Consider the following 14,769-nt stretch of genomic DNA (forward strand, 5'->3'; position numbering starts at 1 on the left):
CTTCAGATGACCAAGAGCCTGTTTGTTCAAGTGCCTGATTACTCAGCCGCCACCATGCCGAGGCGCTGCTCTTCCATTTCCCGAAGTGCACGGCGGTATTCGACCGGCATGACCTTGACGAATTTCGGCCGGTAGGTGGTCCAGTCGTCCAGGATGGTTTGTGCTTTGGCCGAACCGGTATACTCCACATGCTTGGTCAGCATTTGCCGCAGACGCTCATCATCGTGACGTGTCATGTCGCAAGACAGGTCAACACGGCCCTTGTGTTCGATGTCGCCACCATGGTGATGGAGTTTCTCAAGCAGGTCGTCCTCTTCAGTCACCGGTTCCAGATCAACCATCGCAAGATTGCAGCGGGTGCCGAAAGATCCGTCTTCGTCCAGAACATAGGCGATGCCACCGGACATGCCGGCCGCAAAGTTGCGGCCAGTCTGGCCGATGACGACAACGACACCGCCGGTCATGTATTCACAGCCGTGATCGCCAACGCCTTCAACGACGGCGATAGCGCCGGAGTTGCGAACGGCAAAGCGTTCACCGGCGACACCGCGAAAATAGCACTCTCCCTCCGTTGCACCGTAAAGCACGGTGTTTCCGACGATGATCGAGTTCTCGGCAACAATACGTGTGTTTTCCGGCGGGCGTACGATCAGCCTTCCTCCGGCCAGACCCTTGCCGACATAGTCATTGGCATCACCGGCAAGATCAATTGTGACACCGCGTGCGACAAACGCACCAAAGGCCTGACCAGCAGTCCCTTTGAGGTTAATCTTCAAGGTGTCAGGCTTCTTCAGGCCCTTGTTGCCATAGCGTTTGGCAATTTCACCAGACAGCATCGCACCGACGGAACGGTCGACGGAGCAAATCGTTTCGTCGATCACCGTCGGTTCTTTGCTTTCCAGCGCTGGAAGCGCTGCCGCAATCAGCCGGCGGTCGAGAATATTGTCGATCGGGTGTACCTGGCGCTCTGTCCAGCGTGTTTCTTCAGGAGCTGCTTCTGGCTGGAAGAAGATCCGTGAGAAATCGAGGCCTTTTGCTTTCCAATGTTCGAGCGCGGCGTCCTTGTCGAGGAAGTCGGATCGGCCGATCACATCGTCCAGCTTGGCAATGCCAAGACCTGCCATCAGTTCGCGGACTTCTTCTGCAACGTAGAAGAAATAGTTGATGACATGTTCGGGAGTGCCCTTGAAGCGCTTGCGCAGCACGGGATCCTGCGTTGCGATCCCGACCGGGCAAGTGTTGAGGTGACACTTGCGCATCATCAGGCAACCAGCCGCGATCAGAGGTGCAGTCGAGAAACCGAACTCATCGGCTCCGAGCAATGCCCCGATGATGACGTCCCGGCCTGTGCGCAGACCACCATCCACTTGAAGTGCAATGCGCGAGCGCAGGCCGTTCAGCACCAGCGTCTGCTGTGTTTCGGCAAGGCCGATTTCCCAGGGAGAACCGGCATGCTTGATGGAAGTCAGGGGTGATGCGCCCGTGCCACCGTCATAACCGGAAATCGTAATGTGGTCCGCGCGGGCCTTGGCAACACCCGCAGCAACCGTGCCGACACCCACTTCCGACACCAGCTTCACGGAAATATCGGCAGCGGAATTGACGTTTTTCAGGTCATAGATGAGCTGCGCAAGGTCCTCGATTGAATAGATGTCATGGTGAGGCGGTGGTGAAATCAATCCAACGCCCGGTGTCGAATGGCGCACTTTCGCGATGACCGCATCCACCTTGTGACCCGGCAGCTGACCGCCTTCGCCAGGTTTTGCACCCTGAGCAACCTTAATCTGGATCATGTCGGAATTGACGAGATACTCGGTGGTGACACCGAAGCGTCCGGACGCCACCTGTTTGATCGCAGACCGTTGCGGGTTGCTCGAACCATCCGGCAGCGGATTGAAACGCTCTGGTTCCTCGCCGCCTTCGCCTGTGTTCGATTTGCCGCCAATCCGGTTCATGGCGACTGCCAGGGTCGAATGTGCTTCGCGGGAGATCGAGCCAAAGGACATGGCGCCCGTCACGAAGCGTTTTACAATGTCTTCTGCCGGCTCGACTTGGTCGATTTCAATCGGCTGTTGTCCGATTTCCGAAGCGTTCTTGATGCGGAAGAGGCCGCGAATGGCATAGCGACCACTTTCCTCATTCACCTGCTTTGCGAAGGAACGGTACATGTCCGGCAAGTTTGAGCGCACGGCATGTTGGAGCGTGGCAATTGAGTCTGGCGTCCACATGTGGCTTTCGCCGCGGGTGCGGTAGGCATATTCGCCGCCCACGTCCAAGGATCGTCTCAAGATAGCAACGTCGCCGAACGCTTCCGCGTGGCGCAGTACCGTTTCTTCGGCGACTTCATCAAGGCCAATGCCCTCGATCATGGTCGCGGTGCCGAAGAAGTATTTCTTGATGAAGTCCGAAGACAAACCAACAGCATCAAATATCTGTGCGCCGCAATAGGACTGGTAAGTCGAGATGCCCATCTTGGACATGACCTTCAAGATGCCCTTGTCGATCGACTTGATGTAGCGCTCAACGACTTCGAACTGGTCAACCTCCTCAGGGAAGTCCATTTCCATGTGCATGGAAAGAAGCGTTTCAAAGGCGAGATAAGGGTTGATGGCTTCGGCGCCAAAGCCGGCCAGAACGCAGAAGTGATGGATCTCGCGCGCTTCACCGGTCTCTACCACCAGACCAACCGATGTGCGCAAACCCTTGCGGATCAGATGGTGATGAACGGCAGCAGTTGCCAAGAGTGCCGGTATAGCAATCCTGGACCGGTTGATCAGGCGGTCGGACAGAATAATGATGTTGTAGCCGTCTCGAACCGCTTTTTCCGCACGTTGGCAAAGCTCATCGAGCGCGCCTTCCATGCCGTCGGCACCTTTCTCGGCGCTATAGGTCGTGTCGAGCGTCTTCGCGGAAAACTGGTTGTCGGCGATATCGCCAATCGCGCGGATCTTTTCCAGATCTTCATTCGTCAGGATCGGCTGACGGACTTCCAGACGTTTTGACGTCGACTGACCTTCGAGGTCGAAGATGTTCGGGCGCGGTCCGATGAAGGACACCAGGCTCATCACCAGTTCCTCGCGGATCGGGTCGATCGGCGGGTTGGTGACCTGAGCAAAGTTCTGCTTGAAATAGGTATATAGCAGCTTCGATTTGTCGGAGAGTGCCGAGATTGGCGTGTCCGTGCCCATCGAACCAATGGCTTCCTGGCCAACAGTTGCCATCGGCGTCATGAGAAGCTTGATATCTTCCTGAGTGTAGCCAAAGGCCTGTTGACGGTCGAGCAAGCTTTCTCCGGCAACCGGAGCTCTTTGGCGTACGCCCGGCAAATCTTCCAGAACGATTTGAGTGCGGTGCAGCCAGTCCTTGTAAGGATTGGCGGTCGACAGCTGACGCTTGATCTCGTCGTCAGAAACGATGCGGCCTTCCTCGAGGTCGATCAGCAGCATCTTGCCTGGCTGCAAGCGCCATTTTTGAACGATACGCTCTTCGTCCACCGGCAGCACGCCAACTTCAGAGGACATGATGACAAAGTCATCGTCGGTGACGATGTAGCGGGCCGGGCGAAGGCCGTTCCGGTCAAGCGTCGCGCCAATCTGACGGCCGTCGGTAAAGGCAACGGCTGCCGGACCGTCCCACGGCTCCATCATGGCTGCATGATACTCGTAAAAAGCCCGCCGGTTATCGTCCATCAGCGGGTTGCCCGCCCAGGCTTCCGGGATCAGCATCATCGCAGCATGTGCAAGCGAGTAGCCGCCCATGACAAGAAATTCCAGGGCGTTGTCGAAACAGGCCGTGTCCGACTGGCCTTCATAGGAAATCGGCCAGAGCTTGGAGATATCATCGCCGAGCAGTGTTGAGGAGACAGAGGCCTGACGTGCGGCCATCCAGTTGACGTTTCCTCGAAGCGTGTTGATTTCGCCGTTATGGGCAACCATCCGATAGGGATGGGACAAGTCCCAGGAAGGGAAAGTGTTCGTGGAGAAGCGCTGGTGAACAAGCGCGAGAGCAGAGGTGAACCGCTCGTCTTTCAAGTCCGAATAATAGGCGCCGAGCTGATAGGCGAGGAACATGCCTTTATAAACGATCGTGCGGCTCGACAGGGAAACGATATAGAAGCCCTTGGAGACTGCATCGGTTTCAGCGCGCACAGTGTTGGAAATCACCTTGCGCAATACATAAAGACGGCGTTCGAAAGCGTTCTGATCGTCGCTTGCGGATTTGCGGATGAAAAGCTGTCTGGAAACAGGTTCTGTCGCGGCAATATCCGGAGCTTTTGACAGCGAGGAATTATCGACCGGCACATCGCGCCAGCCGATCATCTCCTGGCCTTCCTCGGCGATGGCACGATCCACGATTTCTTCACATTTGGCACGCAGGGAGTCGTCTTGAGGCAAGAAGACGAAACCGACACCGTATTCACCTTCGGCCGGCAACGGTGTGCCCGCCTTTGCCATCTCTTCCGCAAACAAGGCGTGCGGAATTTGCACCAGCATGCCGGCGCCATCGCCCATCAGGGGATCTGCACCAACCGCACCGCGGTGGGTCAGGTTTTCAAGAACCTGCAATCCATCTGAAACGATCTTGTGTGATTTCGCACCCTTCAGGTGGGAAACGAAACCCACGCCACAGGCATCATGTTCGCGCGACGGATTGTAGAGCCCTTTGTCGGCGGCCGTGCTCAGTCGTTCGGCAAGTGTTGCGTTCGCAGCGGTTCTTCCGTCCGCGCTCCCGGCTTGCATGGCTGTGCTGGTCGTCAGCTCTTTAATCGTCATGTGCGCCCTCACTGTTTACCCCAGTGCCGCCGTGGCTGAAGCGTCCGGTTCCGTTCGGGTCGCATTCCATCAAGAATGCGGCTCGGCGAACCCTGGCTTAGCTGCCCCGGCTCTGTCGTTGTATTTACCGCGCCGGCTTCTTAACACAAACCGCCGCATTGACGCAGCGGAGTTACCGCTGCCGGAACGTTTCGTTCCGCTTTTCGCAGATCCATCTGAATCACACGAATGGTCATCCTGATCATTGCTCCAGCCCGTTCATTACCGCAGGTCCGGATTTACCGCAACAATTGGGACAGTATCCCTGTCCTATTTCAGGCGGCGCGAACATGACAGATTTCTCAGTCAGGAGCAAGGGTGTTTCTTGTCGTGCGCATTATAATTGTTTCGCGCAAAAAGTTCCATGTGTCCGGATAGCTCAAATGCGAGGTGTTTTGTGTAAGAATCTTGCGTCTGGTAATCTTTGTGGGCATGTGCTCGCAAAATAGTCACAGCCGTTTGATTTCCTATTTATCGGCAATATGCTCATGTACAGGTTGAGCCGCGCTGCTCGCCGCAAAGCGTTGGCCAATACTGGATCTAAGGTTCGACCAGAGGAGTTTGAAATGAAGCATAAGGCTATGACCGCTGCAATCGTCGCAGGTGCCGTCGCAACAGCTGTTGCAGGTCTGTCCACCACGACCACCCCGGCTCAAGCGCAAGCCAAAGAAAAGTGCTATGGCGTTTCCCTGAAAGGCAAGAATGACTGCAAAGCCGGTGCCGGCACGACCTGCGCAGGCACTTCCACAGTCGACTATCAGGGCAATGCCTGGACATTGGTTCCAAAAGGCACATGCGTCAGCATGGAACTGCCGGGCGACCGCAAGGGTTCCCTGACTGAGCTTAACCGCGACCTTCCTGAAGCCTGATTTTCTGGCCGACAGGGCCGTTTCACGGCTGAGATTTCAGGCAGGCGGGCAACCGTCTGTCTGCCTGACAACCAAGTCTCCCTATGGAGCCCATCATGTTTCCAGACAGCCCGAGCCAGACCCCGACGCGGATTGATGCTTCAGTCCCGGCAAGAGCCGGAGCTGGCCTGAAGGCTGAACATATTGCCGAGATACTCGAGACATCTGCCGACATCGGGTTCTTCGAAGTTCATGCGGAAAACTATATGGGCGACGGCGGCATGCCGCATCGCCAGCTGGAGGCAATTCGGGAGAAATATCCACTGTCTCTCCATGGTGTCGGGCTTTCGATCGGCGGCGAGGGGCCGCTCGACCGCGATCACCTTCAACGTCTTGCCGTCTTGAACAAACGCTACGAGCCAGGTCTTTTTTCCGAACACCTGGCCTGGTCGTCCCATGAGACCACTTATCTGAACGATCTGTTGCCTGTTCCCTATGACCAGGAAACGCTCGATCGGGTCTGCGACCATATTGACGAGGTTCAGGAAAGCGTCGGGCGCCGTATGCTCTTGGAAAATCCGTCCACCTACGTCGCTTTCGCGCAAAGCACCATGAGCGAACTGGATTTCCTCAAAGAAATCACGCGCCGGACTGGATGCGGTCTGTTGCTTGACGTGAACAATGTCCATGTGTCCTGCACCAATCATGAGAGATCGGCGCTGGATTATCTTGATGCTTTTCCGATTGGCGCGGTTGGCGAAATCCATCTCGGCGGCCATGCGCCTGACCAGGATGATGCAGGGCGTCCGCTGTTGATCGATGCTCATGACCGGGGAGTCGATCAGGCGGTCTGGGCGCTGTATGAGCACCTAATCGCCAGCACCGGAGCAATTCCGACCCTGATCGAATGGGACAATGATGTGCCAGCCTGGCCTGTCTTGATGTCAGAGGCTCAGGCAGCAGATCGGATCCTTGCCGACAACAGTCGACCCAGCATTCGGCGCGTTGGCTGATATGTGCGCAATGGCGACCAGTGACAAAGTCGATGAAACGACTTTTTGCGAAGCTCTTTTCGATCCCGAGAGCAGCACGCCGGTGGGTCTTGTCGGACCTGATGGCGAAACTGCGCCCAAGCGCTTCAGCGTCTATCGTAACAATGTGGTCGTGAGTTTGTGCGACGCGCTTGGAGACACCTTTCCGGCCGTCAAAAATCTGCTCGGCGATGAATATTTTGGCGCGCTTGCACGCGCTTTTGTAACAAGGCACCCTCCGAAATCGCCGGTGTTGCTGCACTATGGGGCCGATTTCGCCGGTTTCGTGGAAAGCTTTCCACCTCTGGAAGCTTACCCCTATCTTGCCGACGTTGCCCGCCTCGAGTGGGCCTGGTTGCAGGCTTATCATGCAACCGACCAGGTTCCGCTTGACCCGTCCAGACTGAGCTCTGTAGATGCTCAATCGGTCGGCGCGGTCCGCTTCAGAAGGCATCCGGCAGCGCAAGTCGTTACTTCACGTTGGCCTGTCTGGGACCTCGTCCGTGCAAATCGCTTTGATCCGAGTGCCGATATTCAGATCGATCTGCAACTGGCTCAGTCCGTGCTGCTTACCCGTCCGGAATTGAGCGTCGACATGTTGCTGCTCCGGCCCGGAGCCGACATTTTCGTTTGTGCGCTTTTCGACGGCGCCATGTTGGCCGAAAGCGCAGAGGCTGCGCAAAAAGCCTTCGAAAATTTTTCACTGTCTGATTGTCTTTCGGACTGTCTTTCAACTGGAGCATTTGCGGATCTCGACGTAGCCTGAGGAACAGGGGCGAGGTCCGTCACAGGAAGGGGGAATTCATGGGTGCGTTGATTGGTTTCTTCGTACGATTGTACACAATGGTATTCGGCGCAATTGAGCGCCTGACGAACGGCTGGTTTCTCGGACTTGCCGCCAGATTCATCTTTGCGGCCGTTCTGCTCCAGTTTTTCTGGAATTCAGCGCTGACCAAAATCGGTGGAAGTGTTGCCAACATTTTCACACCGACTGCAGGTGCCTATGCGCAGATGCTGCCGCAATTGATGGAACAGGTCAGCTACGACACCAGTCAGATTGCCTTCTTTCCCTATGGACTTATCGTGCTTTTGGGCACCTGGGGTGAATTCATCTTGCCCTTGCTTGTTGTTGTCGGGTTGTTCACACGCTTTGCAAGCCTTGGCATGATCGTCTTCATCATTGTCATGACCTACGTGGATATCACCGGCCACGGTGCGGATGCCAAGACAATCGGTGCGCTCTTTGATGGTGAACCCTATGCGATCATCTCTGATGACCGGCTGTTGTGGATCTTCCTGCTGCTCGTTCCGACCCTCAAGGGCCCCGGCGTGATTTCTCTCGACTGGCTGGCGGGTTCCTACTACCGCAAGCGGGAAATGTACTACGATTGATAATTCATGTTGCCGGTTGGAAGTCGACCTGATTAAACCGGCACATGAACTTTGCAAGCGACAATTGGGCGGGTGCAGCTCCGGCGGTGATGTCGGCGCTGACCCGCCATAATAATGGGTTCGCGTCGGCCTATGCCACCGACCCGCTTACCCAAAGCGTATCCGACACATTCAGTGAAATTTTTGAACGTGAAGTGGCCGTCTATCAGGTCGCAACCGGGAGCGCTGCAAACTCGTTGTCTTTAGCTGCGTATGCCAAGCCCGGGGGCGTCATATTTTGCCACCAGACAGCGCATATCCAGGTTGATGAATGCAATTGTCCCGAATTCATGACCGGCGGCAACAAGTTGGCCGGCGTTCCGGGGGCTTTCGGGAAAATGACCCCTGACGCGCTGGAAAACGCAATGGCTGCTTATCCCGACGGCGTTGTGCATCACGGCCAGGTTGCAGCGGTTTCGTTGACCCAGGCTACAGAATGGGGAACCGTCTATACGCTTGATGAAATTGCCGCGATCAAGAGTGTCGCCGGCTCGCGCGGTATGCCGTTGCACATGGATGGTGCTCGATTTGCCAATGCGCTTGTGTCACTCGGGTGCTCACCGGCGGACATGACCTGGAAGGCGGGCGTTGACGTGCTTTCATTCGGTGCCACGAAAAATGGTTGCTGGTGCGCGGAGGCCGTCGTCTTCTTCGACCTGGAAGCGGCGAAGGGATTTGAGTATTTCCGAAAACGCGGCGGGCATCTCTTTTCCAAGAACAGATTCGTGGCGGCGCAATTTGAAGGCTACTTCGAAAACGATAACTGGATGGCGACGGCTGCTCATGCCAATGCCATGGCGTCGAGCCTCGCTGAAGGCATTCGGGAAGCTGGTGGACGCACAGCTTGCCCGGTCGAAGCAAACGAGGTCTTTCCTATACTCAAGCGCAGGCAATTTGAGGCACTGGAGGCCGCTGGTGCGAAACTCTATGAATGGCCAGCCGATGATTTGCCAAGTGATGCCAGGCCTGCTGACGATGAAGTCTGTTTGCGCATGGTGACAAGTTTCGCCACCGTTGAAGCTGATGTGGACGCGTTCTTGAGTGTCCTTGCGGACACCGTCTGAGCGCCGGTTCAGGACCTTTCAGAACGTCTGGCAATCAGACATCAGGAGAAAGATCAAAAGAGGCGCCTGGGTGTCCAGGCGCCTCGAAGCAGACTTTCGCAAGTTTGGTCAGCAGATTAGTGAGCAGTTGTTTCAATCTGCTTGGCGGAACCGCTCGTGATATCGATCTTGCGCGGTTTCATTGCTTCAGGGATCTCCCGAATGAGATCGACATGGAGCAGTCCGTTTTCGAGGCTTGCGCCATCGACACGGACATGTTCAGCGATCTGGAAACGGCGTTCGAACGTGCGAGATGCAATGCCGCGGTAGAGAATTTCGCGGTCGGTGTCTTCGTCAGCCTTCTCACCCTTGATTGTGAGAACGTGCTCTTTGGCTTCAACCGAGAGTTCGTCTTCGGTAAACCCGGCGACCGCCATGGTGATGCGGTAGGTGTTTTCGCCAGTGCGTTCAATGTTGTAAGGCGGATAGCTGGGGGTTTCATTGCCGGCGGAATCCAGCATTGAAAACAAACGGTCAAACCCGACGGTGGACCGATAAAGCGGAGAAAAATCCAAGTGACGCATGTGTAGTGTCCTCTCTTTGAGCAACGGTTACTTCACTTCATAGTGCTTTCCATCATCCCCCATATTGGCGGGACAGGATCGCGCTGCAGACCCGTTCGAGGCGCCTGCAACAAGGAATCTGGGAATTCCTGATTTTCATTTCAAGGGGCTTTATGGCCGGACGTCTTTCAGATGAACGGCGGATGAACGGAGCCTTCCGATTGGGTTCAAGTGGCCGGGTGCATCTTGTGGCCAACGTCAGCACGGCGCTGACGGCTCAGTCAGGAGAGATGAAAAATGCTTGCCACTCTTTCGAAATTTTCTGCCCCGATCGCCGGTGCCGTTCTGCTTGCGTCCGTCGGTTTTGTTTCCTCTGCCAGTGCAGCTCCCCTGGCCAGTGGGGCAAAGTTCCATCAGCCGCAATCCGAGCTGATTGTGAAAGTCGATCACCGTAAGCACAAGAAACATCGCGGACAGCGTGGCTGGGACGACCGTCGCGGCGGTTGGGGTTACCACGAGATGGGCCCGCGCCAGATCCGCCGCAGCTTGCGTCATCGTGGCTTTCACAAAATCCGGATCCTGGATCGCCGTGGCCCGATGTATATTGTCAAAGCCCGTGCCTGGGGTGGTCAGAAGTTCCGTCTGGTAGTTGATTCAAGGTCAGCGCAGATTGTCCGGAGCCGCCCGGTCGGAGGTCATCGTGCACAGTGGGGTTGGCAACAACGCTGGTAATGTGACGTGAATTTCTTTGGCTTTCAGGGCCGGTCCGACGGGGCCGGCCTGAAGTTTGTTGTGAGCCACGGCGAAGACCGCTATCACAGTTATTCGTTGCCTTAGCTTTTCAAAAGGGGCCGCATGAGCCTTTTCCATCATCCCGACAATCCAGTTCCCGAGGGAACGCAATCCGGATTTGTCGACACGGCAGACGGTGTCAAAATCCGTTTTGCCCACTGGCCTGCAAGAGGACCGGCCCGCAAGGGAACCGTTACGCTGTTGCAGGGGCGGGCGGAATTTATTGAAAAGTACTTCGAAGTTGTCGAGGGTCTGCGGGATCGAGGTTTCAATGTCGTGTCTTTTGATTGGCGCGGCCAGGGCGGTTCCCAGCGTTTGACCCGTAATCCCAGGCGAGGCCACGTCTCGAATTTCAAGAAATACAGGCTCGATCTTCGAACGGTTCTCAAAGACATTTCGCTGGCAACTTACCCTGGGCCGCATTTTGCATTGGCCCATTCTACGGGTGGACTTGTCGTACTGTCTGATTCAGAGCGGCTGCGAACCATGCTTGACCGTGCAGTGATCACCGCACCTCTGCTTGGAATTCCGTCCGGGACCTGGGCGCCTGACCTTGCTGCAGCGCGCCGTTGGCTTGTCAGAAAACTGACTTTTGGCGTGCTCGGTAAACCGCAGTTGAAAGCGCTTTCGCCCAAAACCTCCGGATTGATTGAAAAAGTGGGGTTTCCGCTGGCACGCGTCTTTTCAATGATGGGTCTTGGACGTCTCTTTGTTCCAGGTGGCAACGGTCAGATCCTGGTTCCTTACGAATCCAACAGGCAAACATCCGACAAGGTGCGATTTGAGAGGTTCAACAAGGTGCTTGAGGCAGCACCGGAACTTGGCGTTGGAGCGCCAACCATGGGCTGGTTGGCGGCTGCGGCCCGCACCATGCTGTCATTGCGCAAGCGCAATGCTGGACCTGGCATAAAGCTGCCGTGCCTGATCCTGGCCGCAGGGGCTGACAGGGTCGTATCAACACCCCAAATCGAAGATTTTGTTTCGCGGGCGAAAGCGACCGCATATGTCGAAATTGCTGGTGCGGCTCACGAGCTGATGATGGAGCAAGACATCTATCGCGACCAGTTTTGGGCCGCGTTCGATGCGTTTGTTCCAGGCCTGGAAATGGAACTGGAACTTCAAAAATCGGGACTTTAGCTGGCCTTCGCCAGTTCTCTAAGCAGTATGTCGTGCAGGCGAGGGTCACCAGAGGCGACAATCTGGCCTCCATCGGCAGGTGAGCCTCCTGTCCATGTCGTGACAACGCCGCCTGCGCCCTCAATGATCGGCACCAGAGCGACGATGTCGTAGGCCTGAAGGCCGGACTCTATGACTGCGTCGCCATGGCCGGCCGCCACCATGCAGTAGGCGTAGCAGTCGGTGCCATAGCGCGAGAGCTGTGCAGATGCTTCAATACGGTCGAATGCGGGCCGTTCGATCTCAGTAAAGAGTGCCGGGGTTGTCGTGAAGAGGGTTGCGGCTTCGAGGCTCTTGCAAGCTCGGGTCTTGATCGTCATCCGGCCAAGGGAGCCCTGATACCAGGCGCAGCTGCTGTCTCCGCCGAAACGTTCACCGATATAGGGCTGAACCATCATGCCGAGGCTGGGACGGCCTGCTGTTTTCAGGCCGATCAATGTGCCCCAGGTTGGCAATCCGGTGATGAATGCTCTGGTGCCGTCGATCGGATCGAGCACCCAGACATTCTCGGCTTCGAGATTTTCAGGTCCGTGCTCCTCACCGAGAATGCCGTGATCGGGATATTCACTGTTGATCAGGGTGCGCATCGCCGTTTCGCCGTTCTTGTCGGCAATGGTGACCGGGTCAAACCCGGTGTCCCACTTGTTGTCGACAGCAAATCCTTGCCGGAAGTGCGGCATGATCGCGTTGCTTGCAGCGTCCGCAAGCTTGTCAAGAAATGGTGCAAACGTGTTGCTACTGGCTTTGAACCCGTCCGACATTCATCTCTCCCTGGTGAGGGGTAAATCGGTTGAAAAGTGGTGATTTGCCGTCTGTATAACTGTTTCTGCTGAAAATTACCTCAGCAAAACCGGTTTAGTTGCATATTGTTTGATCAGATTTCGAACCGCTTTGGGCTTGACCTTTGTGCGGTGCAATGCAATTTTATTGCGGTGCGATACGTTGTATTGCATCGCCCTCCTTGGGCGTTTCCTCCCTAGACTCGGGCCGCCTCATTTGAGTGCGGCCTCTTTTTTTGTCCGGGGCTATTCGGCGGCGATCGAATCGGCAGGCAAGGCAGCGTCCGGCATGGCAGTCAGCTCCAGGGCGAAGGTCCTCAAGTTGTTGAAGAGCTCGCCGAACCCGGCGGAAGGTTCCTGAGTGGTCTCGTTGAGATAAAGGCCACGATTGATTTCGATCTGAAGCGCATGCAGGCCACTGGCCGGTCTGCCATAGTGTTCCGTGATGAAACCGCCAGCATAAGGTTTGTTCCGGCTAACGGTGTAGCCAAGGTTTCGCAGGATCGTGCAGGCATACTCGGTCAAATCACTGCTGCAGCTTGTTCCATAACGGTCACCGAGAATGAAGTCTGGCCGACTGTCGGTCGTCTGGCATTTGATGGTCGATGGCATGGAATGGCAGTCGATCAGCACCGCATACCCGAATGTGACATGGGTCTGCGCAAGGAGCCGTCGCAAGGTCGAGTGATAGGGCTTGTAGATTTCCTCGACCCGCCTGAGGGCTTCTTCAACAGGCAATTTGTGGCGATAGATCTCGTGATTTTCACTCACGATCCGGGCAACAGTCCCAAGGCCTCCCGCCACCCGGATAGAGCGGACATTTGCGTAGGACGGCAGCCGTCCGTCAAACATCTTGGGATCGAGCTCGTATGGCTCTCTGTTCACATCGAGAAATGCCCGGGGGAAGTGGGCCCTCAGAAGCGGTGCGCCCATGGGAATGACATGTGCGAAGAGATCGTCCACATAAGCATCTTCAGAGCGCCGAATGGATTTTTCGTCCAGACGCGACGATGCGAGGAAACTTTGAGAATACTGCCGGCCGGAATGGGGCGAATTGAAAACGTATGGCAGGCGCTGATCAGCAGGGCAAAGTACGTCGAACGCCGGATAGCCGTTGAAGTCGGCTTCAAGAGACGTTTGTAAGGAGGGCGGTTTCTTATTCGTCAAATGCCAGGTTCCGGTTATTGCCCTTATGACAAGTTGACCCATGGTGCCAAGGAATCAACACGCAGTCCACAGTGTTGATATCAAAAGCTTAGGAGAACCAATTCTGGCTATCATTCTGTGGAATTCGGGCTATAACCGGCAGAAGGAGCTCTCAAATTCGCTCCGGATATCAAAAATAAAGGGAAATGGTCATAAACGATGTCGCGTATCCTGCTAGCCGAAGATGATAATGACATGCGCCGCTTTTTGGCGAAAGCTCTGGAAAACGCCGGCCATGATGTTGTGTCTTTCGATAACGGCAAAAGCGCTTACGAGCGTTTGCGCGAGGAGCCCTTTTCCCTGCTGTTGACCGATATCGTGATGCCGGAGATGGACGGGATCGAGCTCGCAAGGCGCGCAACGGAACTGGATCCGGATCTGAAGGTGATGTTTATAACCGGCTTTGCAGCAGTGGCCCTGAACCCTGAATCGGATGCGCCCAAGGATGCAAAAGTTCTGTCTAAGCCCTTCCATTTGAAGGATCTTGTGCAGGAAGTCGAACGCATGCTGGCGGCCTGATACCAAGTACTTGAATTGGCCGCTGCTGGACATGTGATAATTTGCCGGTTCGGTGAAAAAGGGGGGTTGCACAGATCTGCGTTCCCCGCTATATCGCACTCCACCACGGCGTCGGGGCGCCGGACTACCGAGATATTCGGGCGTGTAGCTCAGCGGGAGAGCACTTCGTTGACATCGAAGGGGTCACAGGTTCAATCCCTGTCACGCCCACCATTTTTGCGCTGATTGATGGTTTCAAGAGGCGCGGGTTGATCAGAAGACAGGCGCATTTGCTGCAGCTGCTTTTAAGAACAACCCAGTCGAATGTGAGCGCCGCAGGCGCTCATTTGGTTTAGAGAAGCAGGACCCTTAAGAGGGGGACAGTGACATGAAGATCAAAAACTCGCTTAAAGCGCTGATGGGCCGTCACCGCGACAACCGTATGGTTCGTCGTAAAGGCCGCGTCTACATCATCAACAAGAAAAACCCGCGTTTCAAAGCACGCCAGGGCTGATCTTGCCGGTGCGATTGTGCGTCGGATTCGTTGATTCCCGTTTGTCTGGAAGCGCTTAGCAGGCAGCTTTCAGGGCG

General features: G+C 55.8%; 12 protein-coding genes, 1 tRNA gene and 1 pseudogene. 10 read left to right on the plus strand and 4 right to left on the minus strand.

Annotated features, from left to right (window positions below; translation table 11 throughout):
* Nucleotides 1-38 precede the first annotated feature (38 nt).
* Nucleotides 39-4,664, minus strand: a pseudogene (gene gltB / locus Q0835_RS10450) (glutamate synthase large subunit); the annotation flags it as partial.
* A gap of 713 nt (nt 4,665-5,377) precedes the next feature.
* Here gltB and Q0835_RS10455 point away from each other — a divergent pair.
* The 5 genes from Q0835_RS10455 to Q0835_RS10475 all read left to right on the plus strand — a co-directional run bounded on the left by Q0835_RS10455 (nt 5,378) and on the right by Q0835_RS10475 (nt 9,185).
* Nucleotides 5,378-5,680 carry a DUF2282 domain-containing protein gene (locus tag Q0835_RS10455; protein ID WP_298819788.1) on the plus strand — a complete coding sequence of 101 codons (303 nt, stop codon included), beginning with the start codon at nt 5,378-5,380 and terminating at the stop codon, nt 5,678-5,680.
* A 95-nt stretch (nt 5,681-5,775) separates the two neighbouring features.
* The gene (locus Q0835_RS10460) at nt 5,776-6,672 is read left to right on the plus strand and encodes a DUF692 domain-containing protein (protein ID WP_298960935.1); all 897 of its coding nucleotides are present in this window, start codon (nt 5,776-5,778) and stop codon (nt 6,670-6,672) included.
* 10 nt (nt 6,673-6,682) lie between these two features.
* Nucleotides 6,683-7,456, plus strand: a complete 774-nt coding sequence (locus Q0835_RS10465; protein ID WP_298960937.1) for a DNA-binding domain-containing protein — start codon at nt 6,683-6,685, stop codon at nt 7,454-7,456.
* Nucleotides 7,457-7,494: 38 nt separating this feature from the next.
* Nucleotides 7,495-8,082 (plus strand): DoxX family protein, encoded by a 588-nt coding sequence (locus Q0835_RS10470; protein ID WP_298960940.1) that lies wholly within the window; start codon nt 7,495-7,497, stop codon nt 8,080-8,082.
* Nucleotides 8,083-8,126: 44 nt separating this feature from the next.
* Nucleotides 8,127-9,185, plus strand: coding sequence for a low specificity L-threonine aldolase (locus tag Q0835_RS10475; RefSeq protein ID WP_298819796.1), 1,059 nt, complete (start codon nt 8,127-8,129; stop codon nt 9,183-9,185).
* 116 nt (nt 9,186-9,301) lie between these two features.
* Here the strand turns inward: Q0835_RS10475 and Q0835_RS10480 are convergent, their stop codons facing one another.
* Nucleotides 9,302-9,748, minus strand: a complete 447-nt coding sequence (locus Q0835_RS10480; protein WP_298819798.1) for an Hsp20 family protein — start codon at nt 9,746-9,748, stop codon at nt 9,302-9,304.
* Between the two features lie 276 nt (nt 9,749-10,024).
* On the opposite strand from Q0835_RS10480, the gene Q0835_RS10485 reads away from it, so the two are divergent.
* Nucleotides 10,025-10,459, plus strand: coding sequence for a hypothetical protein (locus tag Q0835_RS10485; RefSeq protein WP_298819800.1), 435 nt, complete (start codon nt 10,025-10,027; stop codon nt 10,457-10,459).
* A gap of 123 nt (nt 10,460-10,582) precedes the next feature.
* Nucleotides 10,583-11,656: an alpha/beta hydrolase gene (locus Q0835_RS10490; protein ID WP_298960943.1), complete on the plus strand. Its 1,074-nt coding sequence runs from the start codon at nt 10,583-10,585 to the stop codon at nt 11,654-11,656.
* On the opposite strand, the gene hisN is transcribed toward Q0835_RS10490, so the two are convergent.
* Nucleotides 11,653-12,456 (minus strand): histidinol-phosphatase, encoded by an 804-nt coding sequence (gene hisN, locus Q0835_RS10495; RefSeq protein ID WP_298960946.1) that lies wholly within the window; start codon nt 12,454-12,456, stop codon nt 11,653-11,655. The genes Q0835_RS10490 and hisN overlap by 4 nt on opposite strands.
* 264 nt (nt 12,457-12,720) lie before the next feature.
* Nucleotides 12,721-13,545 (minus strand): N-formylglutamate amidohydrolase, encoded by an 825-nt coding sequence (locus Q0835_RS10500; RefSeq protein WP_298961170.1) that lies wholly within the window; start codon nt 13,543-13,545, stop codon nt 12,721-12,723.
* A gap of 294 nt (nt 13,546-13,839) precedes the next feature.
* On the opposite strand from Q0835_RS10500, the gene cpdR reads away from it, so the two are divergent.
* The 3 genes from cpdR (at nt 13,840) to ykgO (ending at nt 14,692) form a co-directional block, all read left to right on the plus strand.
* A complete protein-coding gene (gene cpdR / locus Q0835_RS10505; RefSeq protein ID WP_055677766.1) occupies nt 13,840-14,199 on the plus strand; it encodes a cell cycle two-component system response regulator CpdR in 360 nt (119 codons plus the stop codon).
* A 138-nt stretch (nt 14,200-14,337) separates the two neighbouring features.
* Nucleotides 14,338-14,412, plus strand: a tRNA-Val gene (locus tag Q0835_RS10510).
* Nucleotides 14,413-14,566: 154 nt separating this feature from the next.
* Complete coding sequence (ykgO, locus tag Q0835_RS10515; RefSeq protein ID WP_008551489.1) at nt 14,567-14,692, plus strand: type B 50S ribosomal protein L36; 126 nt, start codon at nt 14,567-14,569, stop codon at nt 14,690-14,692.
* Nucleotides 14,693-14,769 lie beyond the last annotated feature (77 nt).

Source organism: uncultured Roseibium sp. (assembly GCF_947499295.1).
GTDB lineage: Bacteria > Pseudomonadota > Alphaproteobacteria > Rhizobiales > Stappiaceae > Roseibium.